The 25,676-nt window shown below is 71.6% G+C and carries 25 protein-coding genes and 2 pseudogenes; 9 read left to right on the top strand and 18 right to left on the bottom strand.

What is annotated here, in order from left to right:
- A pseudogene (locus H5965_RS37345) lies at positions 1-102 on the top strand (IS982 family transposase); the annotation flags it as partial.
- Positions 103-122: 20 nt separating this feature from the next.
- On the opposite strand, the gene H5965_RS37340 reads toward H5965_RS37345, so the two are convergent.
- Both H5965_RS37340 and H5965_RS46250 read right to left on the bottom strand, forming a co-directional pair.
- Positions 123-632, bottom strand: coding sequence for a TetR family transcriptional regulator C-terminal domain-containing protein (locus H5965_RS37340; RefSeq protein ID WP_396136981.1), 510 nt, complete (start codon positions 630-632; stop codon positions 123-125).
- A complete protein-coding gene (locus H5965_RS46250; RefSeq protein ID WP_396136980.1) occupies positions 574-1,113 on the bottom strand; it encodes a GNAT family N-acetyltransferase in 540 nt (179 codons plus the stop codon). Before H5965_RS46250 ends, H5965_RS37340 begins: the two co-directional genes overlap by 59 nt.
- 219 nt (positions 1,114-1,332) lie before the next feature.
- Here H5965_RS46250 and H5965_RS37335 point away from each other — a divergent pair, with 219 nt between their 5' ends.
- Positions 1,333-1,932, top strand: a complete 600-nt coding sequence (locus H5965_RS37335) for a hypothetical protein (RefSeq protein WP_310975749.1) — start codon at positions 1,333-1,335, stop codon at positions 1,930-1,932.
- A gap of 71 nt (positions 1,933-2,003) precedes the next feature.
- On the opposite strand, the gene groL is transcribed toward H5965_RS37335, so the two are convergent.
- From groL to H5965_RS37290, 9 genes are all read right to left on the bottom strand, one after another.
- Entirely contained in the window at positions 2,004-3,695 is a 1,692-nt protein-coding gene (gene groL, locus H5965_RS37330; protein ID WP_310975748.1) for a chaperonin GroEL, read from the bottom strand.
- Between the two features lie 9 nt (positions 3,696-3,704).
- Positions 3,705-4,730, bottom strand: coding sequence for an NAD(P)-dependent alcohol dehydrogenase (locus tag H5965_RS37325; RefSeq protein ID WP_310975747.1), 1,026 nt, complete (start codon positions 4,728-4,730; stop codon positions 3,705-3,707).
- A complete protein-coding gene (locus H5965_RS37320; protein WP_310975746.1) occupies positions 4,727-5,422 on the bottom strand; it encodes an iron-sulfur cluster assembly protein in 696 nt (231 codons plus the stop codon). Before H5965_RS37320 ends, H5965_RS37325 begins: the two co-directional genes overlap by 4 nt.
- Entirely contained in the window at positions 5,419-6,456 is a 1,038-nt protein-coding gene (locus H5965_RS37315) for an amidohydrolase family protein (protein WP_310975745.1), read from the bottom strand. The genes H5965_RS37320 and H5965_RS37315 overlap by 4 nt, the downstream gene beginning before the upstream one ends.
- A 36-nt stretch (positions 6,457-6,492) precedes the next feature.
- Entirely contained in the window at positions 6,493-6,864 is a 372-nt protein-coding gene (mimD, locus tag H5965_RS37310) for a propane 2-monooxygenase effector subunit MimD (RefSeq protein ID WP_310975744.1), read from the bottom strand.
- A complete protein-coding gene (locus H5965_RS37305) occupies positions 6,861-8,030 on the bottom strand; it encodes a toluene hydroxylase (RefSeq protein ID WP_310975743.1) in 1,170 nt (389 codons plus the stop codon). Before H5965_RS37305 ends, mimD begins: the two co-directional genes overlap by 4 nt.
- A gap of 7 nt (positions 8,031-8,037) precedes the next feature.
- A complete protein-coding gene (locus H5965_RS37300) occupies positions 8,038-9,066 on the bottom strand; it encodes a 2Fe-2S iron-sulfur cluster binding domain-containing protein (RefSeq protein ID WP_310975742.1) in 1,029 nt (342 codons plus the stop codon).
- A gap of 16 nt (positions 9,067-9,082) precedes the next feature.
- On the bottom strand, positions 9,083-10,732 hold the full coding sequence (locus tag H5965_RS37295; RefSeq protein ID WP_310975741.1) for a methane monooxygenase: 1,650 nt from the start codon (positions 10,730-10,732) through the stop codon (positions 9,083-9,085).
- A 72-nt stretch (positions 10,733-10,804) separates the two neighbouring features.
- Positions 10,805-11,059 (bottom strand): hypothetical protein, encoded by a 255-nt coding sequence (locus tag H5965_RS37290; RefSeq protein WP_310975740.1) that lies wholly within the window; start codon positions 11,057-11,059, stop codon positions 10,805-10,807.
- Between the two features lie 137 nt (positions 11,060-11,196).
- On the opposite strand from H5965_RS37290, the gene H5965_RS37285 reads away from it, so the two are divergent.
- Positions 11,197-12,981 carry a helix-turn-helix domain-containing protein gene (locus H5965_RS37285; protein ID WP_310975739.1) on the top strand — a complete coding sequence of 595 codons (1,785 nt, stop codon included), beginning with the start codon at positions 11,197-11,199 and terminating at the stop codon, positions 12,979-12,981.
- A gap of 34 nt (positions 12,982-13,015) precedes the next feature.
- Here the strand turns inward: H5965_RS37285 and H5965_RS37280 are convergent, their stop codons facing one another.
- Positions 13,016-13,729 (bottom strand): DUF4142 domain-containing protein, encoded by a 714-nt coding sequence (locus tag H5965_RS37280; protein WP_310975738.1) that lies wholly within the window; start codon positions 13,727-13,729, stop codon positions 13,016-13,018.
- A 222-nt stretch (positions 13,730-13,951) separates the two neighbouring features.
- Here H5965_RS37280 and H5965_RS37275 point away from each other — a divergent pair, with 222 nt between their 5' ends.
- Both H5965_RS37275 and H5965_RS37270 read left to right on the top strand, forming a co-directional pair.
- A complete protein-coding gene (locus tag H5965_RS37275; RefSeq protein WP_310975737.1) occupies positions 13,952-14,431 on the top strand; it encodes a MarR family transcriptional regulator in 480 nt (159 codons plus the stop codon).
- Positions 14,432-14,448: 17 nt separating this feature from the next.
- A complete protein-coding gene (locus H5965_RS37270; protein WP_310975736.1) occupies positions 14,449-14,862 on the top strand; it encodes a DUF5655 domain-containing protein in 414 nt (137 codons plus the stop codon).
- Between the two features lie 3 nt (positions 14,863-14,865).
- On the opposite strand, the gene H5965_RS37265 is transcribed toward H5965_RS37270, so the two are convergent.
- Entirely contained in the window at positions 14,866-15,999 is a 1,134-nt protein-coding gene (locus H5965_RS37265) for a YncE family protein (protein ID WP_396136979.1), read from the bottom strand.
- Positions 16,000-16,286: 287 nt separating this feature from the next.
- Here H5965_RS37265 and H5965_RS37260 point away from each other — a divergent pair, with 287 nt between their 5' ends.
- Both H5965_RS37260 and H5965_RS37255 read left to right on the top strand, forming a co-directional pair.
- A complete protein-coding gene (locus H5965_RS37260) occupies positions 16,287-17,405 on the top strand; it encodes a helix-turn-helix domain-containing protein (protein ID WP_310975734.1) in 1,119 nt (372 codons plus the stop codon).
- Between the two features lie 10 nt (positions 17,406-17,415).
- Positions 17,416-17,865: an HIT family protein gene (locus H5965_RS37255; RefSeq protein ID WP_310975733.1), complete on the top strand. Its 450-nt coding sequence runs from the start codon at positions 17,416-17,418 to the stop codon at positions 17,863-17,865.
- On the opposite strand, the gene H5965_RS37250 is transcribed toward H5965_RS37255, so the two are convergent.
- Positions 17,862-18,071: a DUF2945 domain-containing protein gene (locus tag H5965_RS37250; RefSeq protein WP_310975732.1), complete on the bottom strand. Its 210-nt coding sequence runs from the start codon at positions 18,069-18,071 to the stop codon at positions 17,862-17,864. The genes H5965_RS37255 and H5965_RS37250 overlap by 4 nt on opposite strands.
- 65 nt (positions 18,072-18,136) lie before the next feature.
- Between H5965_RS37250 and H5965_RS37245 the strand changes: the two are divergent.
- Together H5965_RS37245 and H5965_RS37240 are read left to right on the top strand one after the other, a co-directional pair.
- A pseudogene (locus H5965_RS37245) lies at positions 18,137-18,517 on the top strand (class I SAM-dependent methyltransferase); the annotation flags it as partial.
- Positions 18,518-18,898: 381 nt separating this feature from the next.
- Positions 18,899-19,219, top strand: coding sequence for a DUF3140 domain-containing protein (locus tag H5965_RS37240; RefSeq protein ID WP_310975764.1), 321 nt, complete (start codon positions 18,899-18,901; stop codon positions 19,217-19,219).
- Here H5965_RS37240 and H5965_RS37235 read toward each other — a convergent pair.
- Genes H5965_RS37235 through H5965_RS37220 form a run of 4 tightly spaced genes read right to left on the bottom strand, consistent with a single transcriptional unit; the run spans position 19,188 to position 25,657 of the window.
- Positions 19,188-20,411: an FAD-dependent monooxygenase gene (locus tag H5965_RS37235; RefSeq protein WP_310975731.1), complete on the bottom strand. Its 1,224-nt coding sequence runs from the start codon at positions 20,409-20,411 to the stop codon at positions 19,188-19,190. The genes H5965_RS37240 and H5965_RS37235 overlap by 32 nt on opposite strands.
- Positions 20,412-20,442: 31 nt before the next feature.
- The gene (locus H5965_RS37230; RefSeq protein ID WP_310975730.1) at positions 20,443-23,442 is read right to left on the bottom strand and encodes a BTAD domain-containing putative transcriptional regulator; all 3,000 of its coding nucleotides are present in this window, start codon (positions 23,440-23,442) and stop codon (positions 20,443-20,445) included.
- Between the two features lie 26 nt (positions 23,443-23,468).
- Positions 23,469-24,533, bottom strand: coding sequence for a winged helix DNA-binding domain-containing protein (locus H5965_RS37225; RefSeq protein ID WP_310975729.1), 1,065 nt, complete (start codon positions 24,531-24,533; stop codon positions 23,469-23,471).
- Positions 24,530-25,657: an epoxide hydrolase gene (locus H5965_RS37220; protein WP_310975728.1), complete on the bottom strand. Its 1,128-nt coding sequence runs from the start codon at positions 25,655-25,657 to the stop codon at positions 24,530-24,532. The genes H5965_RS37225 and H5965_RS37220 overlap by 4 nt, the downstream gene beginning before the upstream one ends.
- Positions 25,658-25,676 lie beyond the last annotated feature (19 nt).

Raw genomic sequence — 25,676 nt, 5'->3', positions numbered from 1 at the left:
GTCCGCGTCGCCCAACGCCTCCTCGCGTTGACCGCCGCCATCTGGCACAACCGCACCACCAGCCAACCCATCACCCGATCCCTGACCGCCTACGACCACTAACCGAGTTACGCATCACTCGTCTAGGCCCGGCGGCGCCGCTTGGCCACGGCGCCGTCGAGCAGCGGACGCAGCTCCTCGACCACCGTCTCGAGGGGTGCGACGTCCTGGTGCGCCCGCGCCAGGACGATCGCGCCCTCCAGGGCGCTGAGCATCAGCACCGCCAGGGACGCGCTGCGGGTCGTGGGCACGCCCAGCTGCTCGAGGGTCGCCGCGACCGGGCGCTGCCAGCCCTCGAACGCCTTGCCCACCGCTTCGCGCAGGCTGTCGCTGGTGGCGGCCGTGTCCGCGACCGTCGCCACCAAGGGGCAGCCTGCGTCGAAGCCGGACGTCGTGAACTCGTCGGTCCACTGGGCGGCCATCGCCGCGAAGAGGTTCCCCGGGGTCGGGTCGGCGAGCTTGGCCGCGACGCGAGCCACGCGGCGGGCGGCGTAGTCGCCGGCCCAGGTGACGGCTTCGGCGATCAGCTGGTCCTTACCGCCCGGGAAGTAGTGCTGCAGGGACCCCCGCGGGGCTTCGGCGTGGGCGACCACGTCCCGCATGCCGGTCGCCCCGACACCGTGGATCCGCACCAGCTGCGCGGCGCTGAGCACCATCCGCTCGCGCGGCGTCCTGGTCATCGGCTTCCTCCTTCATGACGTCCGTCATGGTAGCCCAGTCCGGCACGACCAGCGCGAAGTCCCGTTCACCGCGCTCGTAGGACGGCACCGGCCGGAACCCCTGACCCAGCAGCAGCGCCTCGGCGCCGGTGTTCCCGGCCTGCACGGTGGCCCGCACGGTCCAGCCCGGCCAGCGCCCGGACGCCCACAGCCACCGGCTCAGCGCACTGGCGACCCCCTGCCGCTGCCACGCGTCGGCGACGAGGATCCCGATTTCCGCTTCCCCCGGCGTCTCCGAGACGAAGTTGAGCAGCCCGGCCGGAGCGCCGTCGCGGAAGGCCAGCAACGCGACACCGGCGAGCAAAAACCGTTCGTACCGCTCGAAAACATCGGCGGGCCGGGCTGGGCCGCCCATCATGAACCGGCGCCGGAGACTCTCCGGCGAGCAGGCCGCGACCAGCGTGGCGACCTGCGCACGGTCCGCGACCTCTATGACAGTGGTCATAGTCCCATGAGAGCACACCGGGCCGGAAAACGCCATGACAGGTGTCATAGGCCGCCGCGCCCGGTTCGCCCGGCCGGGACCCGGGTACGTTGCCGTGGCCGCGCTCCCCCACCGCGAAAGGCGTCCTCGATGCAGCTCTACGCCGAACGGCCGATCCGCCGGACCGCCCAGCTCGTCAGCGACCTCCTGGCCGTGCTGCTCGTCGTCATCGCGGTGTGGCTGGGCACGTCGGTGTACGACCAGGTCATGAAACTGCGGGCACCCGGGGACGGGCTGGTCGACGCCGGCACCGGCCTGCGCGGCACGTTCGACTCCGCGGCGAACTCCGCCGACGGCCTCCCGCTCGTCGGGGACGCCCTGGCCAAGGCCCTGCACGGCGGTTCGGACGTCGGCACGAAGCTCACGGACGCCGGCCACTGGCAGATCGAGGCCGTCGAGAACCTGGCCTGGTGGCTGGCGGCGGTCATCATCGCCCTGCCCGTGCTGACGCTCCTGGTGTCGTGGTTGCCGCTGCGCTGGCACTACACGCGCCGCGCCACCTCGGCCGCGCGGCTGCGGGCCCTCGGCGACGAAGGGCTGGACCTGTTGGCCCTGCGCGCCCTCGCGACGCAGCCCCTGCACCGCCTGGCTTCGGTGGGCGAGCCGGCCACCGGCTGGCGGGAGCGGGACCGGGACGTCATCGCGAAGCTGGCCGGGCACGAACTGGCGCGCCACGGCCTCGCTCCCTGAGCCGGAGGTCTTCCCGCCGGGGGCTCAGGACACCGGCGGGAAGACCTCCGCACTCCGCGGGCCGGGAGAGCTCAGCCGACGGAGGGGCCCATCCCGAGGGACTGCGGCGTGCTGGCGTCGGGCGACGGCTGGTGCAGGCCTTCGTCCAGCGGGCCGAACTCGGTCATCAGGGCCGGGCTGCCGCCCCACGGGGTCTGTTCCTCGGCGATCAGCGAGTTCGTCGTGAGCAGCAGACCGGCCACCGAAGCCCCGTTCTGCACGGCGGAGCGGCACACCCGCAGCGGGTCCACGACGCCGAGGGCGATCATGTCCCCGTAGCGGTCGTGCAGGGCGTCGAAGCCTTCGTCGTCGCCCAGTTCCCGGGTCCGCGCGACGATCTCGTGCGCCGGGTGGCCCGCGTTGTGCGCGATGAGGAACGCCGGTTCGGCCAGGGCCCGCCGGACGATCTCGACGCCGATGGCCTGGTCGCCGTCCAAGCCGAGGCCTTCCAGGGCCTTTTCGGCGTGCAGGAGCGCCGCTCCCCCGCCGGCCACGATGCCCTCGGCCATCGCCGCCCGGGTCGCCGACAGGGCGTCCTCGACCCGGTGCTGCAGTTCCTTCAGCTCGGCCGGGGTGGCCGCGCCGACCCGGACCACCGCGACCTTGCCGGTGAGGGCGCCGATCCGCTCGGTCAGGACGTCCTCGTCGACGCCGAACTGCGCGCGCTCGAGCTCCGCGCGCAGCTGCCCGACCCGGAAGTCCACCGCTTCCGACGAGCCCGCGCCGCCCACGATGGTGGTGCGGTTCTCGGTGACCCGGACCTGCTTGGCGCGGCCGAGGTGCTCCAGGGTCATCGTCTCCATCGTGAACCCGGACTGCCGCGAGAGCACCGCGCCGCCGACGATGGCCGCGAGGTCCTCCAGCTTGTGCAGCCGCCGGTCGCCAAAGCCGGGCGCGCGGACCGCGACCGACTGGAACGTGCCGTTCATGTGGTTGTGCACCAGCATGGACAGCGCCGTGCCCTCGACCGTCTCGCCGATCACCACCAGCGGCCGGGGTGCCCGCATCACCTTGTCCAGCAACGGCATCAGCTGCTGCACCTTGGTGATCTTCTCCGCGCACATCAGGATGTACGGGTCGTCGAGCACCGCTTCCAGCCGGCCCGGGTCGGTGACCAGGTACGGCGAGAGGTAGCCGTTGTCGAACTCGAACCCTTCGACGAACTCGACGCTCATCCCGATCGACGGCGACTCCTCGACGGTCACCACACCGCCGTCGCCGACGGTGTGCAGGGCCTTGGCGATGACCGCGCCGACGGCGTCGTCGTCGTTGGCCGAGATCGCCGCCACCCGCGCGTAGTCCTGTTCGGACACCACCGGGTGGGCCTGCTTCTCCAGGTGCGCCACCAGCAGCCCGACCGCGTGGTCGATGCCGCGTTTGACGAGTACCGGGTTGCCGCCGCTCGAGATCGCCCGCATGCCTTCGCGGACGATGGCCTGGGCGAGCACGGTCGCGGTGGTGGTGCCGTCGCCGACGACGTCGTTGGTCTTGATCGCCGCTTCCTTGACCAGCTGCGCACCCATGTTTTCGAACTGGTTCTTCAGGTGGATCTCGCGGGCGATGGTGACACCGTCGTTGGTGACCACCGGCGAGCCGGTGATCTTCTCGATGATCACGTTGCGGCCCTTGGGGCCCAACGTGGACTTGACCGCTTCGGCCAGCTTGTCGACGCCCGCCAGCAGCAGGTCGCGGGCGTCCGAGCCGAACCGCAGTTCCTTCGCCATCTGCCGCTCCTAGGGGGTGAGGATCGCGCGGCCGCGCACGCGCCCGGCGTCGAGGTCGGCCAGCGCGTCGAGCGCCGCGTCCAGGGGGTACTTCTTCGTGTGGAGGGTGACCTTGCCGGCTTCGGCCAGGACCATCAGCTCGACGAGGTCGTTGTAGGTGCCCACGAGGTTGCCGATGATGTTGCGCTCGGTCGAGATGATGTCGATCGTCGGGATCTCGATGTTCGAGCCGTAGCCGATGACGAAGTGCGACCCGGCGCGCCGCGTCATCGCGAAGGCGTCCTGCTGGGCGCCCTGCTCGGCGACGAAGTCGAGGACGACCTCGGCGCCGTTGCCACCGGTCAGGTCGAGCACGGCTTCGACCTGCTTGCCGTCGGCCAGCACGGTCTCGTCGGCGCCCAGGGTGGCCGCCAGGTCGAGGGCGTCGGCGTTGCGGTCGACCACGATCACGCGGGTCGCGGTCAGCGCCTTCAGCGACTGGATGCCGATGTGCCCGAGGCCGCCGGCGCCGTTGACGACGCAGGTGGTGCCCGGGTACAGGTGCGGGACGGCCTTGCGCACCGCGTGGTAGGCGGTGATCCCCGCGTCGGCCAAGGCAGCCACGTCGGACGGCTCGGTCGACGGATCGAGCTTGATGCACGCCCGCGCCGACGTCAGCAGGTACTCGGCCATCCCGCCGTCGCTGCTGATGCCGGGGAAGCTCCCGTTCGGGCAGTGCATGTCGTCGCCCGCCCGGCAGGCGTGGCAGAGCCCGCAGGTCGGCGTCGGGTGCAGGATGACCGTGTCGCCGACCTCGACGTTCGTCACCGCCGGGCCGACCTCGTGCACCCAGCCCGCGTTCTCGTGGCCGATCGTGTACGGCAGTGCGACGCCGGACTTCTCGGCCCACTGCTCCTCGATGATGTGCAGGTCGGTGCGGCACACGCCGGCGCCGCCGATCTTGACCACGACGTCGAAGGGTCCGGTCGCGCGCGGCTCCGGGACGTCTTCGATCACCGGGTGCTGATGGTACTTCTGCAGCCGCACGGCCTTCATCCCGTGCCCTCCTCTTCGCTGGTCAGGGCGTACCGCGCGCGCAGCATGCCGCGGCAGACGCCCGAATTGGCCTCCATGCTCGTGCGGGTCAGCCGCGCGAACGCCAGGTGGCGCTTCGCCTCGGCCGCGGACACCGCTCGCCCGGTCGCCGGGTCGAGCAGCAGCGGGTCGCCGTCCTCGGCGGGCAGGCCGAGCTCGCGGCGGCGGGCCCGCAGCCGGTCGAGGTCCGGGCTCGGCGGGAGGTCGCCGAGGGTCAGCGCCGCCGGGTCCCGGCCGAGGGACCGGCAGACGCGGTCGGTGCCGGCCAGGACGGCCTTGCGGACGAAGTCGTACCGCAGCGTGTCGAGTTCGTCGACGGCCTCGCCGTCGAACGACGCGACGAACCCCTGCCGGGCCGCGACCCCGCGGTTGATGACGTCGGACGCGAAGTGGTCGTCGAGCCGGATGTCGAGCCCGGTCAGGCCCGGCACCCCGGCCACGGCGTCGTAGGCGTCCGCGACCATCAGGAACGCGAAGTTCGGCGCGCAGAAGTACGTCGGCAGCCGCAGCCGGACGACGGCGTGGCCCGCGGCGCTCACCTCGCAGCGGGCCACGAATCCCAGGTCGGTGAGGGGTTCGTCCAGTTCGGGATCCCGGACGGTGCCCAGCGCGGCCCACACGGCGGCGCGGGGCCCGGTCACCACGGCGGTCACGGGTTCGGCACGCCGACGGGCTCGACGTCCTTCGGATTCGCCAGCTTCAGTTCCTCCGGGACGTCGATGCCGTACAGGCGGGCCGCGTTCAGCCCGAGGATCTTCTTCTTCTGGTCGACGGTCAGCGGCGGGAAGTCCGACAGCTCTTCGTCGGACGGCATGTTCCAGTCGACGAAGCCCTCGACCTGCCACTTCGGTTCCCAGATCGCGTAGTCCGCGCCGAAGACGAGCTTGTCCTCGCCGAGCCAGAACATCAGCTCGCCCATGACCTTGGCGAAGAACTTCGGCCGGGCGTGCATCAGGCCGCCGACCACGACGGCGAGCCCCGCGTAGACGTTCCGCTCCTGGGTGGCCATGAAGCAGAAGTCCTCGATGCGCGGCAGGCCGACGTGCTCGACGATGAAGTTGAGGCCCTGGAAGTTCGTCGCCGCGTAGTCCACATCGGACACGTCGAACGCGTCCTTGTCCAGGGGCCAGATCGTCGGTCCCTTGTGGATGTGGATGTTCGTGACGCCGAGTTCCTCGCACTTCTCCAGGTAGCGCGCGGTTTCCGGGTCTTTGAGGCTCCAGCCGCGGGAGTCGCCGCGCCACTCGGCCGTGTAGAGCTTGACGCCCTTGCAGCCGTACCGCTTGACACGCTCTTCCAGGGCCTTCAGGCCCTCGTCGCCTTCACGCGGGTCGAAGGTCGTGTTGACGAGGAACTTGCCGGGGTGCTTCTCGGCCAGCGCCGCGTCCGCTTCGGTCGTGTTGAAGCCGTTCTTGTACCACTGCCGCAGGTTGGTCGGCTGGAAGACGGCCGTGTCGACGTGCCCGGCCTCGAACAGGTCGTGCATCATCAGTTCCTCGGAGTACTTCTGGAACCGGTCGAGCGGCCAGTGCGTCTCCTTCGGGCCGAGCCCCTGGTAGGCGTGGAAGCACTCGATCCAGCCCTTGGCGTATTCCTCCTGCCCCTCCACCCAGTTCTCCGGGCTCGCGTCCCAGAAGTGGGTGTGGGCGTCCACCACGAAATACTTCTCGCCGTCTTTTTCGTACATTTCCTGATCCTCCTGAGCCGGATCGAGTGCTGGGTCCTACTTGATCGGTTTGAGGTCGAAGTCGAGGTATTCGGCCGCGTCCTCGGGGTTGGCGAACATGATCGTGCGGTCGTCTTCGTGGATCATCCGCCCGTAGTGGGTGGACATGCTCTCCTCGAACTCGGCCGCGGTGAACCAGCCCTCCTCCTCGCCGGCGGCCTCGTCGACCTCGGCGTAGACGACGTCCATGCGGCCGACGGCGTCGACCCGGATCATCGAAGGCAGCGGGGTGATGGTGACGTTGTCCTTCGTGCCCATCACTTCCGCGATGATCGCGCCCACCTGGTTGTTCATCAGGGTGAAGCCGCACATGTTGGACGCGGTGTTGTCGGCCTTGAACGGGCTTTCCGCAGTTTTGAAGATGGTCACTGGCCCAGCTCCTCGGGTGCCTTGAGGCCCAATTCGGACAGGATGCCGGCGAACCGGCTCTTCACGCGGTCGAGACCGTCCTCGAACCGGATCGGCTTGGCGTCGGGCTGCGACCACAGCGGCTGCAGCGCCCGGGCGGCGGCGATGCTCTTCGGCACCCAGTCCTCGAGCCACTTCTGCAGCAGCGCCTTGTTGTGGTCGGCGAACTCCTTGTCGTTGATCAGCAGGTGGAACAGCGGTTTCGTGTAGCGGAGGTCGCGTTCGGAGAAGTCGAACTCCTCGGCGCCGATCAGCGTCGGGGTGACGAAGTCGCCGTTCGCCGGCGCGGCCTGCTGGACCAGGTTGCTGCGGAACAATTCGCCGACCAGGGGTTCGAAGACGACGTTCGCGGCGAAGATCGCCTCGCCCCAGTCCCAGATCCCGGTCAGCTGCTCGGCGGTCTCCCGCACGCCCTGCCAGGCGGGATCTTCGTTCCACGTGGACAGGTGGGCGGTGCCGTCGAAGCCCTCGATCTCCTCGGTCAGCGTGAGGTTGTAGAGGGCCAGGTCCTGCGCCGCGCGGATCCGGTGCATGCTGTTCACGGAGATCGCGTTGTTGTGCATGTTCGTCGGGGCGCGGCGGTTGGCGTTGGCGAACAGGTAGAGACCCAGGCCGTGGTCGACGTGCATCCACGCGCCGACGTGCTTGGCGACGAAGTCGACCCAGTTGCGGTTCCACTGCTCGAACGCCTTCGCCTGGCGCGCGGCGTCGATGTTCTGGTTCAGCTGGCGCACGACGTTCGCGTTGTACCGGTAGAGCGTGAGCTCCCACTCCTCGTTGGGGTCGCGGAACTCGTGCCAGCCGTGCGCCGGCCAGTCGTAGCCCTTGCCGCCGGAGCCCGGGCCGCGCTCGGGCAGCGGGCGGTCGGAGCCCCACGCCTTCAGCGCGGTCCACTCCAGCGGGTAGCCGCCCTGGCCGTCGGCGAAGGCGTAGAGCCAGCCCTGCGACAGGTAGTGCCGCGGGTCGGGCTGGACCTCGACGGTGACGTCCTCGTAGTGGCTCTGCTTGCGCTTGGCCGGGGTGAAGTAGTTGTACTGGCGGGCCGTGGAGTCCGGGAAGACCTTCGCACCCGCCTCGGCGTCCGTGAACGCCGGCTTGGGCACGCTGCGTTCGGAGGTGGCTGTCATGGGTTTCCTACCCTTCGCCCGTGGTGGTGAACTTGTCGTAGAAGACGCGTTTGTCCGCGACGCCGAGTGCGGGCAGCAGCTCCAGCGCGGCCTCGACCATCGGCGGCGGCCCGCAGACGTAGGCGTCGGCACCGCTCAGATCGACGCCGGCCCGGCGCAGGACGTCGGTGACGAAGCCGGTTTCGCCGGTCCAGCCGGCGTCGCCCGGCTCGGACAGCGCGGCGACGTAACGGAAAGACGGCAGCTTCTTTTCGAGCGCCCGCAGTTCCGCCTCGAAGCAGAGGTCGTGGCGGCGGCGGGCGCCGTAGTAGAAGACGGCCTTCCGGTCGATCCCGCGCTCGGCCATCGACCGCAGCAGGGACAGGATCGGCGCCATCCCGGCCCCACCGCCGACGAACACGAGGTCCGCGCCCGGGTTGTCCCGCAAGGTGAACACCCCGAACGGGCCGGTCACCCGGAGCCGGTCGCCGACCGCGACTCCGTCGGCCAGGAATCGGGAGAACAGCCCGTCGGGGTAGATCTTGATGACGAACTCCAGGAGGCCGTCGCGCGCGGAGGTGTTGGCCATCGAGAACGACCGCGTCTCCTCGGTGCCCGGGATCGCGAAGTCCAGGTACTGCCCGGGGAAGAACTTCAGGTCGCCGTCGAGCCGCACCACCAGATGCCGGAGGTCGTGCGTCACCGGATCGTTGGCGACGACCTCGACGTCGGCCTCCTGGATCGGCAGGCCGGACTGGATCATCTCCTCGTCGTAGTTGAGCAGCTCGATCGTCAGGTCTTCGTAGGCGTGGGCCCGGCACAGCAGCGTGAAGCCTTCCTCCTTCTCGTAGTCGGGAAGCGCGAAGGTCGAGTACCGGTCGTGTTCGACGTCGTCACCGTCGAGGAGGAACGACTTGCAGGCCGCGCACTGCCCTTCCTTGCAGCCGTGCATGAGCATCACGCCCTGCTCGGCGGCGGCCCGCAGGATCGTCTGGTCCTCGGCGACGTCGATCTCGATCCCGACCGGCTCGAACCGGACGCGGTGTTTCTCCGCCATGCCAGGCCCTTCCGTCTCAGGCCTGCGGCGCGGGGCGCCCGGCCGGACCCTGGCGGTTGTAGTCGGCGACGAACGCGGCACGCTCGGCGTCGGTCATCCGGTTCAGCAGCACGTTCGGCGACTGCACTTCGGGCATCCGGCGCAGGTGGTCGAGCGTCCACATCTTCTTCGGGTCGAGGTCCAGGTGCGGCTGGGCGACCATGGTCTTGCCGTCGTCGCGGACGAAGCCCATGTCGGAGACGACGTCGGCCCAGTTCCAGCCGTGGTAGAGCGTCTCCCACTCGCGGGCGCCGACCAGCTGGCCCATGTTCGGGGTGTTGCGGCCCTGGTAGGTGGGCCGGAACGCCTCGGCGTCGGTCCAGCGGCAGGTCTCCGAGCAGTACGTCCGGTGCTGGCCGTCGACCTGGTCGACCACCATGTCCTCGCGGATCAGGCACGGCACCATGCAGGTCCAGCAGCGGTGCGGGTACACGTAGTCGACGTCCTCGGCGACGATCGGGTGGTGCCCGTTCGGCGTCGCGAGGCGGTTGTAGTTCTCCCACCACTTGCCGTACTTGTCGTACCAGCCCGGGTACTTGTACTCGAACCACTCGAAGTCTTCGTCGGTCATCGGGTCGATCCGCCAGTAGTTGGCGAGCCACCCGGTGGCGAAGAACTGCGCGACCTCGTGGACGTAGCCCTTGTTCCAGATCCGGTTCCAGGCTTCCTCGATCAGGTCGTGCGGGATGACGAGCCCGTACTTCTCCAGCGGGACCAGGTAGGAGCGGTAGTAGTCGTCGTAGATCCAGCGGCGCCACATCTCCGCGTAGCTTTCGCGGTCCTTGCGGCGGTCCTTGGTGCCGTATTCGATGAACGTGCCGATCGCGGCGTCGACGACGGCGTGGTTGTTCCACCACGCGTACCGCAGGTCGCGTTCGAGCAGCTGGTGGTTGCTTTCGTCGGACAGCGCCATCAGCAGGGTCGCGTAGCCGTTGCTGATGTGCCGCGATTCGTCGGACTGGACCGAGTGGAACACCGTGGGCAGCAGGTAGTCGCCGTTCGCGGCGGCTTCGGCGGGCATGGCGACGAACAGCGTGTTCGTGAACGCCGTTTCGGCGACGATGGTCAGGTAGATGCTCGCCGCGGTGATGGCGTCCCCGGTGATGAAACCTTCGGCGAACTGGCGGCCGATGGTGCCGCAGTAGTCGTTCTGGAAGTTGCGCAGGCTCGAGTTGAAGCCCGCCGGGTCGATGTAGTTCTGCATGTACAGGCGCTTGAGGTTCTGCTGGATCGTCGAGTGGCGGACCTCGTCGATCATCTGGATCGCCTGGCCGTTGTGCAGTTCCGGGTTCGGGACCGTGCGGAACAGCAGCGGCATCGCCCGCGCGGCGGAGATCTCCGGCAGCGGGATGATCGACAGGAACAGTTTCTGCCACTCCAGCCAGCGTTCCTGGACCTGGCGGAACATGTTGCCGCGGATCGCGCCGTCCTCGGCGCCGTAGACCCGGTGGTCCTTTTCCTCCTGCATCGGGAAGTACGAGCGGAGGACCTGCTTCAACGGGTCCTTCTTCTTGGCCTTCCGGAAGGTGTAGTCGGTGCCGTAGTGCGAAACCGGGGTGTGGTACGCCGGTTCCCACGACAGTTCCTGGATCTTCTGGTGGGCTTTCGCCACACTCTGGCGACTCATGGATCACTCCTTATTCACGGCTCGCCGGCCCGGCGTTGACCATTAGGCGGGCCCGCGCGGTGGCCGCGGGTCTCAATCTGAGACAGAACCGCGGCCCGGCGGCGTGTCGAGCAGCCGCGCGCGCAACGCGGCCAGCTCGTCGTGGACGCCGGCCCGCACCCGGGCGTCCCCTTCGGCGGCCGGGACGATCCCGAACGCGCGCAGCAGCGCGGCGGCGGGCTCGCCGGGGTCGCCCGCGGCGCCCAGCGTCGGGTGCAGCCCCTGCTCGGCCAGGTGGGTGAAGACCAGGTTGACGATCGTCCACGGGTTGTACGTCTCGGCGGCCATGACCCCATCGCACCGCCGCCGCGCGGCCGGGAGCGTCTCAATTTGAGACACCGGTGTGTCACCCGCACCCGTACGCTGGACGGGCGGCACAACGGGTGTGCCCGCACCCACGTGGGCCGCGGGGAACTGGAGGTCACGTGGACGAGATGGCCCTGGTCGCCGACGACGAACTCGCCCGCACCCGGGTGCGGTTCCTCACCGCGGAAACGGTTCCCGCGGACACGGTCCGGCCGACGATCCTCGCCTCGTGGCGGCGGTCGCGGGAGTTCCAGGTCGAGGCCGACCGGATCGACCCGCTCTACCTCGGCGACCAGAACCTCGACATCCCGCTCATGCGCGGCGCCGAACCGGTGCTGGAGAAGCTGGGCGAGCAGTTCGAGGGCCAGCCGATCAGCCTCATCCTCACCGACCCCGGCGGGGTCGTGCTCACCCAGCGGACCGGGGACGCCGACCTCGCCCGGCACCTCGAGCGCGTCGAGCTGGTGCCCGGGTTCAGCTACGGCGAGCAGTCCGTCGGCACGAACGGCATCGGCACCGCGCTGGAGGACGGCCGCCCGACGACGGTGTTCGGCCACGAGCACTACGCCGAGCACCTGGAGAACCTGGCCTGCGCCGGGGTGCCGATCCACCACCCGATCTCGGGCAAGAAGGTCGGCGCCGTCGACCTCACCTGCTGGTACAAGGACGCCGGCGGCCTGCTCGTCGCGCTGGCCCGCTCGACGGCCGAGCAGATCCGCCAGGCCCTGCTGCGCCACAGCGATCTGCGGGAGATGCTGCTGTTCCAGGCCTACCTGCAGACCTGCCGCCGGTGGACGGGCATCGTGCTGGCGTTCAACGAAGACATCGTGATGATGAACGACCGGGCGCGGCAGCTGCTCGACCCGGCCGACCAGTCGGTGCTGCTGGGCCACGCCACCGAGGCGCTGGCCGAAGGCCGCCGGACGCCGGCGACCCTGTCGCTGTCGAGCGGGTTGCGGGTGCGGGTGCTGTGCCGCCGCGTCGCGGGCCGGCGCGAAGCCGAGACCGCGGGCGGCGTGCTGTCGGTGAAGCTGATCGAGGCCGAGGAGACCTTGGCCGTCCCGACGCCGATGCTGCCGATGTACCTGCCGGGTGTGGTCGGCTCGGCACCGCTGTGGCTGCGTAGCGGGCACGACCTCGACTCCGGCCACCAGCGCGGCGAGTGGGTCGCGCTCGAAGGGGAGCCCGGCACCGGCAAGCTGACCCTGGCCAAGGGCCTGCACCAGCGCCACCACCCGGCGGCCCGGCTGCGCACCGTCGACGCGGCGTCCGGCCCGGACTGGGCCGCGCTGCCGCGCGAGCACGCCGAAGCCCCGATCCGGACGCTGGTGATCCGGCACGCGGACCGGCTGGCGGCCCCGGCGGCCACCGCGCTGGCGGCGGTCCTGCGGACCCTGCGCGAGGACGCGAGCCCACCCTGGGTCGTCGTCACCCTCGTGCCGGAGGCCGAGACCGAACCGGCGCTGGCCGAGCTGCTGAAGTTCTTCCCCCGGACGGTGCGGGTGCCGCCGCTGCGCCACCACGTCGAAGACCTCGCCGAGCTCGTCCCGCTGGTGCTGAGCAAGCTCGGCTACGGCGGCAGGCTGACGTGCTCGGCCGCGGCCCTGCACCTGCTGATGCGGGCGGAGTGGCCGGGCAACACCGGCCAGCTCCACCAGGTGCTGCGCACGGTCGCCCAGCGCCGCCGCGCCGGCACCATCCGCCCCGGCGACCTCCCGGCGGAGTTCCACGCGGTGACCCGGCGGCCGCTGAACCGCTTCGAATCGATCGAGCGGGACGCCATCGTGCGGTGCCTGGAAGACGCGGACGGCAACAAGGTCCGGGCGGCGAAGCTGCTCGGCATCTCACGGGCGACGATCTACCGCAAGATCCACGAGTACGGCATCGTGCCGCCGGCCCGGTAGCCGCCCGGATCCCCGGCGGGCGGCTCCCGGCGCGTCACTTCGCCGGCGGGTTCACCGCCTTCGCGACCTCGTCGATCGTCTTGGCGTCGACCAGTCCGGTGTCCTCGAGCACCTCCATGTGGTCCATCACCGTCTGGTTCGCCTGCCGCGCGTGCCGCCGGATGACGTCGTTCTGCGTCCCGGCGCGGACTTCGGCGATGGTCGCGAAGATCTTGCCGTGCGACGAACGGAGCAGGTTCGCGAACAGCTTGTCGAACTCGAGCCCCTGGGCGGCGGTCAGCTGGCGGACCCAGCCCTGCTGCTCGGGGGTGGCCTGGCCGGGCAGCGTCACCCCGAGCATCTTCGCGTCTTCGCGCACGAGCTGGTCGAGGCGCGAATGGCCGTCCAGCAGGTGCAGCCCGGCGCGCTTCACCTGTTCGCTGCTGGCGTGGGTCTGCGCCAGGGAGCCGGCGGGGATCTCCCACAGCCCGGCCTGGCGGACCTTGACCAGGAACGTCTTGTCGAGCTCGGTGACCGGCCCGGCGCCGGTCGCCGGACCGGTGGCGGCGGCTTCGCCGGCCGAGCCCATCTGCATGCCGGCCATGTCCTGGCCGTAGGCGGGGACCTGCGCTTGCGTCGAGCCGGGCGAGGTCTGGGCGTTGGCCTGCAGCACCATGACCGAGCCCACGCCGACCACGGCGAGCGTGGCCACGACGACCAGCGCGGTCCGGGCCTTGGCGCGGCCCGTCATGCCACGGTGATCCGGCATGATTCCTCCTTCTGACGACAGTGCGGGTACGGGGTACACGGACGTCACAGGGAGGAGGTTCAGCAGAATCCGGGGAATTATTCTTGCCTGCCAACGGAATCAGTTCTCAGGCGTGCTGAAGGCAGCGGAAACGCAAGAGTGGCCGATGCGGCCGGACACACCCGGCGAGCGCCGGGGATGTCCATCTTGACCGATGCTCTTGCGATTGGCAAGTATTGCGGCATGCAACCCCACCACCAAGACGCGGCCCTGGGCGGCGACCCGGACGTGGCCGCCCTCGACGGCCTCACCGTGGTCCTGGTCGGGATCGCGTGGGAATGCGCGCACGCGGCGCCGCCGGAGGTGTCGTTCCCGCAGTCGCGGCTGCTGCTGGTCCTCGACCGCCTCGGCCGCGTCCCGAGCTCCCAGCTGGCGGCGGCGATGGGCGTCAACGCGTCCTCGGTGACGCGGCTGGCGGATCGGCTCGAAGGCCTCGGGTACGTGGCTCGCGGCCGCAGCCCGGGCAACCGCAGCGTCGTCACGCTGGAGGTGACCGAAGCCGGGCACGAGATCGTGGCACGCATGCTCGAGCGTCGGCAGGCCGCGCTGGGGGCGCTGCTGGACAAGCTCCCACCGTCCCAGCGCAAGGCCGCGGCCGAGGCGGCCCGCCGGCTGGTTGACGCGGCGGCGACCATCCCGGCACTCGGTCCGGCCGCGCTGTGAGTGCCATCCTGGACGGCATGCCGACCCGCTGGACGTGCCCCCGCTGCGACCGCGAGTTCGCGCGTGCGGGCCAGGGGCACACGTGCGTCCCCGGCTGCACGGTCGAGCAGACGTTCGCGGGCAAGCCACCGTGGCAGCGCGCGGTCTACGACGCGGTGCTCGACCACCTGCGCACCCTCGGCGACGTCCACGAGGACGCCGTCAAGGTCGGGGTGTTCCTCAAGCGGGACCGGAAGCTGGCGGAGCTGCGCCCGCGATCCCGCGACGTGCTGGTGTACCTGTGGCTGCCCCGGCCGGTGGAAACGGCCCGCATCGCCCCGGCGAGCTGGGCGAGCGGGCCGCGGGTCGGGCACAGGCTGAGCCTGCGCGCGGTGTCCGATGTGGACGACGAAGTCCGCGGCTGGCTGACCGCGGCCTTCGCCGTCTCCTGAAGGTCAGGAACCCGTGGGGCCCGTCCAGCCGTCCGGCACGTGGCCGATCCGGACCCGCTGCGGGTGGTCGCCGACCGGGACCGAGACGAGCTTCTGCCCCGTCGTGAAGTCGATCGCCGTCACCTGGTCGGCGCCGGCTTCCGAGATCACGCACGCCTGGCCGTCGCCGCTCACCGTGGCCCAATACGGCTTCACCGCCGGGACCAGCGTGCCCTGCTGCAGGGTCGTGCGGTCGACCACCGTCGCGTAGTCGTCCATCGTTCCGGCGATGCAGAGCTTGGTGCCCGCGGGGTTCATCGACATGCCGTGGTGGCGGGAGTCGTTGACGAAGGTCTTGCGGTCGTCGCTGGTGGCCGGGTTCTTCGGCAGTTCCTTGATCCGGGTGATCTTGTCGGTGGCCACGTCGTACTCGGCGAAACCGTTGAAGAACGACACCTGGAAGTACAGCTTCGACCCGTCCGGGGTGAACGCGACCGGCCGGACGGCGTCCGAGAGGTCGCTGCGGCCGAAGGCGTCGAGCCGCTGGCGCATGTCGATCACCTTGACCTGGCGGAAGGTCGCGGCGTCGACCACGGTGATCCGCCGGTCCCCCTTGGTGAAGTCCCAGCCCGGGTCGTCGAGGTCGGTGTTGACCTCGCCGATCGACATGTTCCAGAGGTAGCGGCCGCCGTCGGTGAACACGTTCTCGTGCGGCTTGTCGCCGGTGGCGAAGGAGCCGACCTGCTGCCCGGTGACGATGTCCAGCACGTGCACGGTGTTCGACGTCGAGGCGGAGACCGCGACGCGGCGGCCGTCCGGCGAGACCGCCATGTGGTCGGAGCGGAAGCCCGACACCGGGAAGCGCCAGTTGATCCGGCCGGTCGTCAGGTTGATCGAGACGACGTCGGCGAAGCTCGGCCGCGACGCCACCACCGACGAGCCGTCCGGGGTGGTGTACATGTCGTCGACGAACTGGTCGTGCCCCTCGCCGGGCCCGTTGCGGATACCCAGGAAGAAGGCCAGCTTGATCGGGTTGAGGTAGATCTCCGTCAGCCGGGCATCCTTGTCCGGGATGATGTTCACCCGCGCGATCCGGGCGAACGAGCCGCGGGACTGGATGACGTCGGCCGTGCCTTCCCAGTTGTTGCCGACGAACATCACCTCCCGCAGCGCCGCCGCGCCGGTCGCCGGCACCGCGGCCCCGGTCGCCAGCAGGGCGACGGACGCGGTGAGGCAGGCCAGGCGGGACAAATACGACCGCTTCCGACGTGGAGTGCGCACGAGGAGACACCTTTCGACATTGAAGAGGTGCGGTGGATTTCGCGGAGAAACGAGGTTACTGTCCGGTATTGCCACGATAACCGGCCACCGGAGCCGCTCCGGTAGGGCCGCTCGCCCAACATCGCGGACGCGGTGTTGTGGCCCTGCCACAACGGGAGGGTGCCGTGCCGGCCTCGCCGCTGCTCCGGCAGGTGCTCGACGCGATGGCCGCGGACGAGACCGTCGTCGACGAGCTGGTGAAGGCGGCGCGGGACCAGTCGCCCGAGGTCGCGCGGCTGCCGGAAGCGGAGAACCGGCGGCACGTCCAGTTCCTGCTCTCGGCCGCGCTGCGCGCCACTACGAACCCCGACAGCGCCGACTACACGACCGCCGAGGCGCTGGGCGCCGACCGGGCCGCCCAGGGTGTCCCGCTCACCGACCTGCTGCGCGGGGTCCAGGCCGGCCGGACGCTCGCGGCGCGCTTCGCCGTCGAACGCGCCCGGGCCGCGGGCCTGCCCGACGACGTCATCCTCGAGACCGTGCTCGACGCCGAGCGCTACACCGGCGCGCTGGAACGGCACATCGTCAAGGGCTACCACGCCGCCGAATTGCAGCTGTCACGAACAGTGCGGGACGCGCGGACCCAGCTGCTGCGTACCCTGCTCCTCGCCGGGCACCCGCCCACGCCGGAGGAGCTGCGGCAGGCGGGGTTGCGTCCCGAAGGCCGTTACTCCTGCGTGGTGTCCGACGTCAGCGACCCGGCGCGGGCGCGCACGCTCGAACAGGCGTTGCTGGAGTTCGGCGGGGTGTACGGGCTGGTGGAGGGCCGGCTCACCGGCCTGGCGGCCCGTCCGCCCGCGGGGATTTCGCCGGCCGAGGGCGTGGTGCTGGTCGTCGCGCCGCCGGTGACGCTGCCCGAGCTGCGGGAGGTGCACCGCCTCTGCACGGCGGCGGCGCGGATCGCCGGGCCCGGCCACCACGACCTGACCGCGCTGGCGGGCGAAGTCGCCCTGTCGGCGCAGCCGCTGCTGGCGGATCTGCTCACGGGCGGCCTGCTCGGCGCCCTCGACCCCGCGAACGCGTTCCACCGGGAGCTGGCCGCGACGGCGCTGGCCTACCTGGACCACGGCCAGCGCCTGCGGACCACGGCCGAAGCGCTGCACCTGCACCCGAACACGGTCCGCTACCGCCTCGACCGGCTGGCCGAGCTCACGCCGGTGGCCCTGGCCGAGAACAGCGGCGGCCGCGTTCTCGACGCCGTGCGGTCGTGGTGGGCCCTGCAGAACTGGCTCGGTGGCCGATAAGGTCACCGGCATGGATGAACTCCGCCGCATGCCGGCGACCACGGCAACCGGAGAATGCGTTTTCTGCGCCATCGGCTCGGGTCAGGCCCCGGCCGCGTTCGTGCACGAGGACGACGAGTTCGTCGCGATCGTCGACCTGCGCCCGGTGACGACCGGCCACCTGCTGGTCCTCCCCCGGGCCCACCACGCGGACCTCGCTTCGCTTCCGGCTTCCGCGGGCGCGCGGATGTTCACGATCGCCCAGGAACTGGCGGCGGCGTTGCGGCGCACGGACCTGCAGTGCGAGGCGATCAACCTGTTCCTGGCCGACGGCAAGGCGGCGGGCCAGGAGATCCCCCACGTCCACCTGCACGTGATCCCCCGGTTCGCCGGCGACGGCTTCGTGCTGAGCGCCGACTGGCGGGTTCGGACGAAGGAGGAGCTGGTGAAGGTCGCGGAGAAGGTCAAGGCGGCGCGTTAGGCCTTGTGCAGCTTGTCCGGGTGGTGGACGGCGGTCTTGCCGGACTTCTCGCTGCGGACGAGGTATTGCGGGTTGTCGGGGGACGCCTTGACGTCCCGCTTGCCGGCGTGGGTGTCCTTGGTGAGCTTCTCCTCCACGGTGCCGACGGAGCTCTGGTTGCCGGCGTCCCACTTGACGCGGTCGCCCTTCTTGAATTCCTTGGTCATGGCGGGAGGGGTACCCCGGTTTCGCCGGCTCACCACCGGCGCCGGCCAACCGATACGGTGATCGTATGGAGCGGCGCTCGCACGCCACGTCGTTCGGCGCGGCGGCGGCCGCCTACGCCGAACACCGCCCGGACTACGCCGAGGCCGCGGTGCTCTGGGCGCTCGACCCGGCGCCGGGCCGCCGGGTGCTCGACCTCGGCGCCGGGACCGGCAAGCTGACCGCCACGCTGGTGGCCCTGGGTTTCGCCGTGACCGCGGTCGAGCCCGACCCGGCCATGCTGGCGGAATTGCGCCGCGCCCTGCCGGACGTCCGTGCCCGGCCGGGCCGCGCCGAGGCGATCCCGCTGCCGGACGCGTCCGTCGACGCGGTGCTGGCCGGCAACGCCCTGCACTGGTTCGACATGGCGGTCGCGGGCCCCGAGATCGCCCGGGTCCTCGCGCCGGGCGGCGTCCTGGCCGGGCTGTGGAACGTCGTGGACGACCGCGTCGGCTGGGTGGCCGGGCTGGCGCGCGCCGGCGGAAGCGCGGTGATCGGCCCGCGGGACACCCCCACCGGCTGGCGCGCCGAAACGGCCGAGGTCCTTCCGCCCCGGTTCGGTGCCCCGGAGCGCGCCGGATTCCCGCACGGACAGCGCCGCACCGCCGGCTCCCTGGTGGCGGCGCTGGCCACCCGGGCGGGTGTCCTGGTCATGCCGCCACCGGAGCGCGAGAACACCCTAGACCGGATCCGGGCCTTCCTCGCGCAGGAACCGGAAACGGCGGACGGCGAGTTCACCCTCCCGATGCTGACCTGCGTGCTGCGCGGCCGCAGCGGGTACCCGTCCGGAATGGACGACGAAGAAACGCGCCGCGAGTTCGGCGACAGCGTCAACATGACCGCCAAGCAGCTCGACGACTGGCTCGGCACCGACGAGTCGAAGGCCGCCGGGCAGCACAAGGACGCCGAGTCGATCGGGCACCGGTCCGGCCGCCGGATCGTGGAAATCCTGCGGAAGAAGAAGGACGACCTCACCGGCGACGACCTCGCCCACATGCGCAAGGTCGTCGGCTACGTCCACCGGCACCTGGCCCAGCGCCCCTCGGGCGACGTCAAGGACACCACCTGGCGGCACTCGCTCATGAACTGGGGCCACGATCCGCTGCACTAGCCGCGTAATCCGGCAGCTCCAACGCGTTCGCCGCTTCCCGGATCGGGCGGGACATCTGCTCCAGGACGCGGTTGCGGCCCGGCAGGTACGGCATCAGCTTGATCATCCGGGTGTTGAACCACGCGAACGCCCGCGACTGCGGGATGATCCCGCGCAACGCCGTCTTCGCCAGCGCCTGGTTCTTCTCGATGAACGGCCGCATCAAGGCTTCGTAGCGAGGCAGCGCCTCGGAGTAGTTCGACGCCAGCTCGCCCGCCAGGACGTACGCGCCCGCCAGTGCCAAGCTCGTGCCCTGGCCCGACGCCGGCGACGGGCAGTAGCCCGCGTCGCCGAGGAGGGTCACGCGGCCGGCCGACAGGCGGTCCATGACCACCTGGCACACCGGGTCGAAGTAGAAGTCGTCCGCCTCGCGCATGGCCGAGAGCAGGTCCGGGATTTCCCAGCCGAGGCCGGCGAAGCGGTCCGCGACCAGGTCCTTCTGGCCGTCGACGTCCCGGCGGTCGTAGGGCAGCGGCGGTGCGGTGAACCAGAACGCCGCCTTCGCGTCGTGCGCCCGTGCCGTGCTGTAGACGTTGACCATCTTGCCCGGTGCCGCCGAGTGCAGGAGCTCCCAGCGGTCCAGCTCGAACGTGTTGGGCACCGTCGAAATCGAGATGTACGCGTCGAACCGGCGCAGGTAATCCTCCTCCGGGCCGAACGCCAGCGCGCGGACGCCGGAGTGCAGGCCGTCCGCCCCCACCACCAGGTCGAACCGGCGGGGCTCGCCGTGGGCGAACGTCACCTCGACGCCGTGGGGTCCCTGGTCGAGCCCGGTGATCCAGTCGCCGAAGAGGTACTCGGTGTGCGAACGGGTGGCGTCGTGGAGGATGCGGGCCAGGTCGCCGCGGAGGATCTCGGTGTCGTCGCCGTGGCGGAAGCCGAACGTGTCCGCGTCGAGGGTGGCGATCTGCTTGCCGCGCTTGTTCACGAACGCCGCGCCGCGCATGTCGGTGCTCGCCGCGTGGACCCGCTCCAGCAGGCCCATCCGGCGGACGACGTCGACCGCGACGCCGCGGATGTCGACCTTGTAGCCGCCTTCGCGCAGGCTCGGCGCGCGCTCGACGACGGTGGCCTGGAAGCCGTGGTGGTGCAGCCACCAGGCGAGGGCGGGGCCGGCGACACCGGCGCCGGAGATCAGGATGTGCTTCGTCATGCCCCGAAGCTTCGGCGGGGCCGCTGACCGCTCACGAACCGAGCGCGAACCGCCGCTGACCGGCCTCCTCGACCGCCTGCTCGGGCGGCGTTTCCCGGCCCCGGTCGAAGGCGGAGGCGTAGGCCGGGGCGCCGATGCGGGCCCGGACGCGGTCGGCCACGCCGTCGACGTCGACATCGCCGGTGACGGGCGCGCCGCGCAGCCCGACCGCCACGCCGAGCAGGAACGCGGCCCGCTCGTCCTCCTCCCGCCCGGCGAGCACCCCGGCCAGCCCTTCGATCGCCTGGGCCGCGCCGGGCAGGTTCGCGTGCTCCAGCGCCGTGGCCAGCGCTTCCTGGTGCAGTTCGGTCGCCTCGTCCAGGCGGCCCTCGGCGGCCGCCGTCCAGCCGAAGCCGGTGTGGACGCGGATGCGGGTCTCGCCGCCGGTCACCGGGTCGGCGGCCAGGGCGAGTGCCGCGGAGTACCAGCGCCGGGCCGCCACGAGGTCACCCGCACGGCGCGCGATCTCCCCGAGGCCGCCGCGGGCCCGGGCGAGCGTCACCGGCGTGCCCGCGGCGCGCGCCTGCTCGGCGGCGGCTTCGTAGTCGGCCTTCGCGGCGTCGGCGTCGCCCTGCCGCAGGACGCCGTCGGCACGGCGGCAGAGCAGATCGGCCGCGTCTTCGGCCGCGCCGAGTTCGCCGGCCAGCCGGACGGACTCGTCCATCAGCTCCCGGAACCGCGCGTGGTCGCCGCGCCAGTCCGCGAACTCCGCGAGCTTCTCCAGCGCGCTCGCCTCGCCCCAGCGGTCGCCCAAGGTCCGGAAGGCGTCCAGGGACGCCGAAAAGTGCGCCTCGGCTTCGGCGATCCGGCCGCGGTACTGGGCGCCGAGGCCGTCGCCGATCCCCGCGAACGCCCGGGACCACGCGTCCGGGCCGATCAGCGCGGCCAGCCGTTCGCCGTCTTCGGCCTTGGTGCGCGGGGAAAACGCCCACAGCAGGAAGAGGTACGGGTATCGCAGCGGCCCGTCGAGCTGCCGCAGGATCGGCTCGATCGCGACGCCGGTGTCCGACGCCTGGATCACGCACAGGACGTATTCCTCGGCCAGCCCCGGCGGCGGTTCGGGACCGACCGCGGCCAGGACGGTGTCCGCGATCGGCGTCGCCTCGCTGCGCAGGCCGCGCAGCCACCAGTACCAGGACAGCGCGGCGATGAGCCTCAGCGCGGTTTCCGGGTCTTCGGCGGCGCTCCAGCGCAGGGCCGCGTGGAGGTCGGCGTGTTCGGCGGTCAGCTCGGCCAGGGCGGTCAGCTGGTCCGCGCCGCGCAGCTTCGGCTCGTGGGCGCGGGCGAAGTCCAGGAAGTACTGCGCGTGCGCCGCCCGCCGGTCGTCGCCCTGCTCGGCGCAGAACGCGCGGATCGTCTCCAGCATCCGGTACCGGCGGCCGTCGAACTCGACGAGGGACTTCTCGACCAGGCCGGTGAGCACGAAGTCGCGGACATCGCAGACGCGCTCGACGGCGGCCGGTCGCGCGCCACCGGCGAACACCGCGAACCGGCCCGCCAGCACCTGTTCCTCGGCGTCCAGGAGGTCCCAGCTCCACTCGACGACGCCGCGGAGGGTCCGGTGCCGCGGCTCGGCGGTCCGGTCGCCGCGTGAAAGGAGCCGGAACCGGTCGCCGAGCCGGGCGGCGACGTCGTCGGCGGACAGCGAACGCAGCCGCGCGGCGGCGAGCTCGATGGCCAGCGGGAGGCCGTCGAGGGCGGCGCAGATCCGCGCGACCGCACCCGGCTCCGGGGCTTCGCCGGGCGCCACGGCCGTGGCCCGCTCGGTGAACAGCCGCGCCGCGGCGTCGGCGGGCAGGGCGCCGACCGGCACCAGCGTCTCGCCGGTCAAGCCGAGCGCTTCACGGCTGGTGGCCAGGACGCGCAGACCGGCGCACTCGCCCAGCAGGCGCCGCACCAGCCGCGCGGCCTCGGCGACGACGTGTTCGCAGTTGTCCAGGACCAGCAGCACCGGCCGGTCGGCGAGCCCGGCGGCCAGGCGGTCGGCCGGGTCGGCGGCCGTGCCCGGCGTCAGCACGCCCTGTTCCCGCAGGCCGAGTGCGGCGAGGACCGCGCGCGGGACGTCGGTGGTCGTCGCGAGTTCGACGAAGCAGACCTCGCCGTCGGCCCGGGCCGCGGCTTCGACGGCGAGCCGGGTCTTGCCCGCGCCGCCCGGTCCGGTGAGCGTGACGAGCCGGGCGTCGCGCAGGGCGGCGGTGAGCCGGTCGAGCTCGGCGCGGCCGACGAACCCGGTGAGCGGCACGGGCACCCGGCGGGCCGGGGCGGGAGCGGCGGCCCGGAGGACCGCGGCGTGGGCGTCGGCGAGCTCGGCCGACGGGTCGGCGCCGAGTTCGTCGGCCAGGCGTTCCCGGATCTCGGCGAACACCGCCAGGGCTTCGGCGGACCGCCCGCTGCCGTGCAAGGCCCGCATGAGCTGGGCGGTGAGCCGTTCGCGCAGCGGGTGTTCGCGGGTGAGCTCCCGCAGCTCGGCGACGAGCCGCTCGTGGTGGCCGAGCGCGAGCGCGGCTTCGACGCGGTCTTCGGTCGCGGCCAGCCGCAGTTCCGCCAGCCGGGCGGCGCGCGGCGGGTCGGCGAGCCCGTCGAGCGCGGGGCCCCGCCAGAGGGCGAGAGCTTCGGTGAACAGCCGGAGCTTCACGGCCGGTTCGGGAGTTTCCCGCGCCTGCGCGGTGAGCCGTTCGAAGCGGTGGACGTCGACGTCCTGGGGATCGACGGCCAGCCGGTACCCGGCGGGGGTGAACTCGACCAGGCCGTCGGGCGCGCCGCCGTCCTTCAGGCGCCGGCGCAGCCGCGAGACCTGCGACTGGAGGGCTTCGGAAGCACCCTCGGGCGGGTGCTCGCCGTGCAGGCCGTCGATCAGCCGTTCGGCGCCGACCACCCGCCCGGCGTCGAGGGCGAGCAGGGCCAGCAGCCCCCGCAGCTGCGGCCCGCCGACGGCGACCGGGGTCCCGTCCGGACGGTGGGCTTCGACCGGCCCGAGGATGGCGAACTGCACCGGGCAATTCTGGCCCACCACCTCGCTCAAGTTCCGGTGATTCGCACAGATCGCGACCCCGCGTCGAGGAACTCCAGCAGCCGCCCGGCTTCCGTCTCGATCTCCGCCCGCTCCCCCGCCGTCAGCCGGTCGTGGGTGGTGACCTCCAGGGCGTCGGGATGCAGCCGCCAGTCCGCGCGGTAGAAGCCGTCCACCAGCAGTGTCCCGCGGGAAGCGCCATTGCCCGGCGGCAGCGGGACCCGCCGGCCGGGCGGGAGGACCCGCGCCCGGTCGGCGTGCGCCAGCAGGACGTTGTCGTACTCCGGCAGGAACCGCGCCGGCGCCGGTGCCGAAGGGTCCGGGAGCACGCCGTCTTCCACGTCGTACAGCACTTCGCCGGACTCCGCGCGGAACGTCGGCAGGCCCATCGGCTCGACGATTTCGCGCAGCTTCGTCAGTCCCGACCACGCCTGGACGTCGGCGACCGATGCCGGGCCGAACGCCCGCAGGTACCGCCGCACCACGTCCTCGAGCGAAGGACGGCAATCCAGCGGACCGCCGAGCCAGCCTTCCAGGGTGGTCAGCGTGGCCGGGCCGGTCGAACCCCACACGCCGCGGGGTGTCACCTGTGCGGTCGGCACGAGATAGCCGACCGCGTACGAGAGCGCCTCGGCGTCGTGTGCCGGCCACCGCGCGGCCAGCGCGTCCTGCAGCTGCCGCCGGGTTCGTGGCCGCTCTTCGAGCAGCTCACGGCCGAAGCGGGACACCGCGCCGAGGTCGGCGTCGCCGATGCGGCGCCCGAAGTGGCCGGTGTAACCGTTCGCCACCACGCGCTGGACCAGCGGCCGCAGCACGCGCGCGTCCTCGGCGAGGACCAGGTGGACGGTTCCCCGCATCAGCAGCCCGCGCACGGCCTGGCGGCCGGTGATCAGGGCCGCCAGCTCGCCGGGCCGGAACCCGGAAATCCGGGTCCACAGCCCGACGTACGGCGCGAGCGGGGCCTGCGCCTGCATCCCGACCAGGTGCCCGACCATCGCCGCGGCCGGCCGCGACGTCCGTTCCAGGAGGTGCTGCCGCGCGAGCAGCGCCCGGTTGAGCGCGCGGACGTTCACGGCCGCAGCCCGCGGAAGAACGCGCGGATGTCGGCCACGAGGAGCTCGGGCTCCTCCAGCGCCGCGAAGTGGCCGCCCTCGGCGAAGTCGGACCAGTGCGCGATCTTCTCCTCGGGGTCCATGATCCGCCGGACCACCGGGGAAGAGTCGAACACCGCCCAGCCCGCGGGAACGTCCGAGGGGGCCAGCCAGCCGTGTCCGGCGTGGGCGGCCTCGTAGAGGAACCGGGCCGCGCTCGCGCCGCTGCGGGTGAACCAGTACAGACTGATGTTCGTCAGCAGCCGGTCGCGGTCGACGCCGTTCGCTCCGGTCCACGCCTCGAACTTCTCCGCGATCCAGGCCAGCTGCCCGACCGGGGAGTCGGTGAGCGCGGCCGCGATCGTCTCGGGCTTGTGGGACTGGAGGTCGAGGTACCCACGGCCGGCCCGCCAGTCCGCGCGGGCGGCGTCCAATTCGGACTGTTCGGCCTCGGACAGGCCCTCCGGCAACGGCAGCTGCTCGCCGGCCAGCGCGATCGTGCCGCGGTCGCTGTTGACGTGCGTGCCGATCACCCGCTCCGGGTACACCGCCGCGAGCCGGCCGGTGACCCCCGCGCCGAGGTCGCCGCCCTGCGCGGCGAACCGGTCGTAGCCGAGGCGGGTCATCAGCTCGGCGAACGCGTCGGTCGTGCGGGCCAGCTCCCAGCCGGGGCCGCTCAACGGCGTCGAGAACCCGAACCCGGGCACCGACGGGACGACGACGTGGAACGCGTCCGGGCCCGGCTCGGTCAGCGGGCCGATGACCTCGAGGAACTCGGCGACCGAGCCCGGGTAGCCGTGGGTGAGCAGCAGCGGAACGGCGTCGGCCCGGGTCGAGCGGACGTGCAGGAAGTGGATGGTCTGGCCGTCGATCTCGGTCGTGAACTGCGGAAACGCGTTGAGCGCCGCTTCCTGGGCCCGCCAGTCGAAGCCGTCGCGCCAGTACTCGGCGAGTTCCCGGACGACGCTCGTCGGGATGCCGCGGGACCAGTCGGGCTCGTCGCCGGGCACCGGGTCGGCGAGCCGGGCGGAGGCGAGGCGCCGGTGGAGGTCGTCCAGCTCGGCCTGCGGGACGTCGATGCGGAAGGGGCGGATTTCGTTCGTCATGAGCAGCACGTTATGAGCG

It is taken from the genome of Amycolatopsis sp. 505 (assembly GCF_031625235.1).
GTDB lineage: Bacteria > Actinomycetota > Actinomycetes > Mycobacteriales > Pseudonocardiaceae > Amycolatopsis.
The sequence above is the reverse complement of the archived record's forward strand: the minus strand, read 5'-3'. Positions and strand labels throughout refer to the sequence as shown.

Bases quoted from the DNA above. Each gene is read 5' to 3' on its own strand.
- H5965_RS46250 (WP_396136980.1), bottom strand. From the start codon at position 1,113: ATGGGCGGCCCAGCCCGGCCCGCCGATGTTTTCGAGCGGTACGAACGG.
- H5965_RS37335 (WP_310975749.1), top strand. From the start codon at position 1,333: ATGCAGCTCTACGCCGAACGGCCGATCCGCCGGACCGCCCAGCTCGTC.
- groL (WP_310975748.1), bottom strand. From the start codon at position 3,695: ATGGCGAAGGAACTGCGGTTCGGCTCGGACGCCCGCGACCTGCTGCTG.
- H5965_RS37325 (WP_310975747.1), bottom strand. From the start codon at position 4,730: ATGAAGGCCGTGCGGCTGCAGAAGTACCATCAGCACCCGGTGATCGAA.
- H5965_RS37315 (WP_310975745.1), bottom strand. From the start codon at position 6,456: ATGTACGAAAAAGACGGCGAGAAGTATTTCGTGGTGGACGCCCACACC.
- H5965_RS37305 (WP_310975743.1), bottom strand. From the start codon at position 8,030: ATGACAGCCACCTCCGAACGCAGCGTGCCCAAGCCGGCGTTCACGGAC.
- H5965_RS37300 (WP_310975742.1), bottom strand. From the start codon at position 9,066: ATGGCGGAGAAACACCGCGTCCGGTTCGAGCCGGTCGGGATCGAGATC.
- H5965_RS37295 (WP_310975741.1), bottom strand. From the start codon at position 10,732: ATGAGTCGCCAGAGTGTGGCGAAAGCCCACCAGAAGATCCAGGAACTG.
- H5965_RS37290 (WP_310975740.1), bottom strand. From the start codon at position 11,059: ATGGCCGCCGAGACGTACAACCCGTGGACGATCGTCAACCTGGTCTTC.
- H5965_RS37280 (WP_310975738.1), bottom strand. From the start codon at position 13,729: ATGCCGGATCACCGTGGCATGACGGGCCGCGCCAAGGCCCGGACCGCG.
- H5965_RS37275 (WP_310975737.1), top strand. From the start codon at position 13,952: ATGCAACCCCACCACCAAGACGCGGCCCTGGGCGGCGACCCGGACGTG.
- H5965_RS37270 (WP_310975736.1), top strand. From the start codon at position 14,449: ATGCCGACCCGCTGGACGTGCCCCCGCTGCGACCGCGAGTTCGCGCGT.
- H5965_RS37265 (WP_396136979.1), bottom strand. From the start codon at position 15,999: ATGTTCGTCGGCAACAACTGGGAAGGCACGGCCGACGTCATCCAGTCC.
- H5965_RS37255 (WP_310975733.1), top strand. From the start codon at position 17,416: ATGGATGAACTCCGCCGCATGCCGGCGACCACGGCAACCGGAGAATGC.
- H5965_RS37250 (WP_310975732.1), bottom strand. From the start codon at position 18,071: ATGACCAAGGAATTCAAGAAGGGCGACCGCGTCAAGTGGGACGCCGGC.
- H5965_RS37240 (WP_310975764.1), top strand. From the start codon at position 18,899: ATGGACGACGAAGAAACGCGCCGCGAGTTCGGCGACAGCGTCAACATG.
- H5965_RS37235 (WP_310975731.1), bottom strand. From the start codon at position 20,411: ATGACGAAGCACATCCTGATCTCCGGCGCCGGTGTCGCCGGCCCCGCC.
- H5965_RS37220 (WP_310975728.1), bottom strand. From the start codon at position 25,657: ATGACGAACGAAATCCGCCCCTTCCGCATCGACGTCCCGCAGGCCGAG.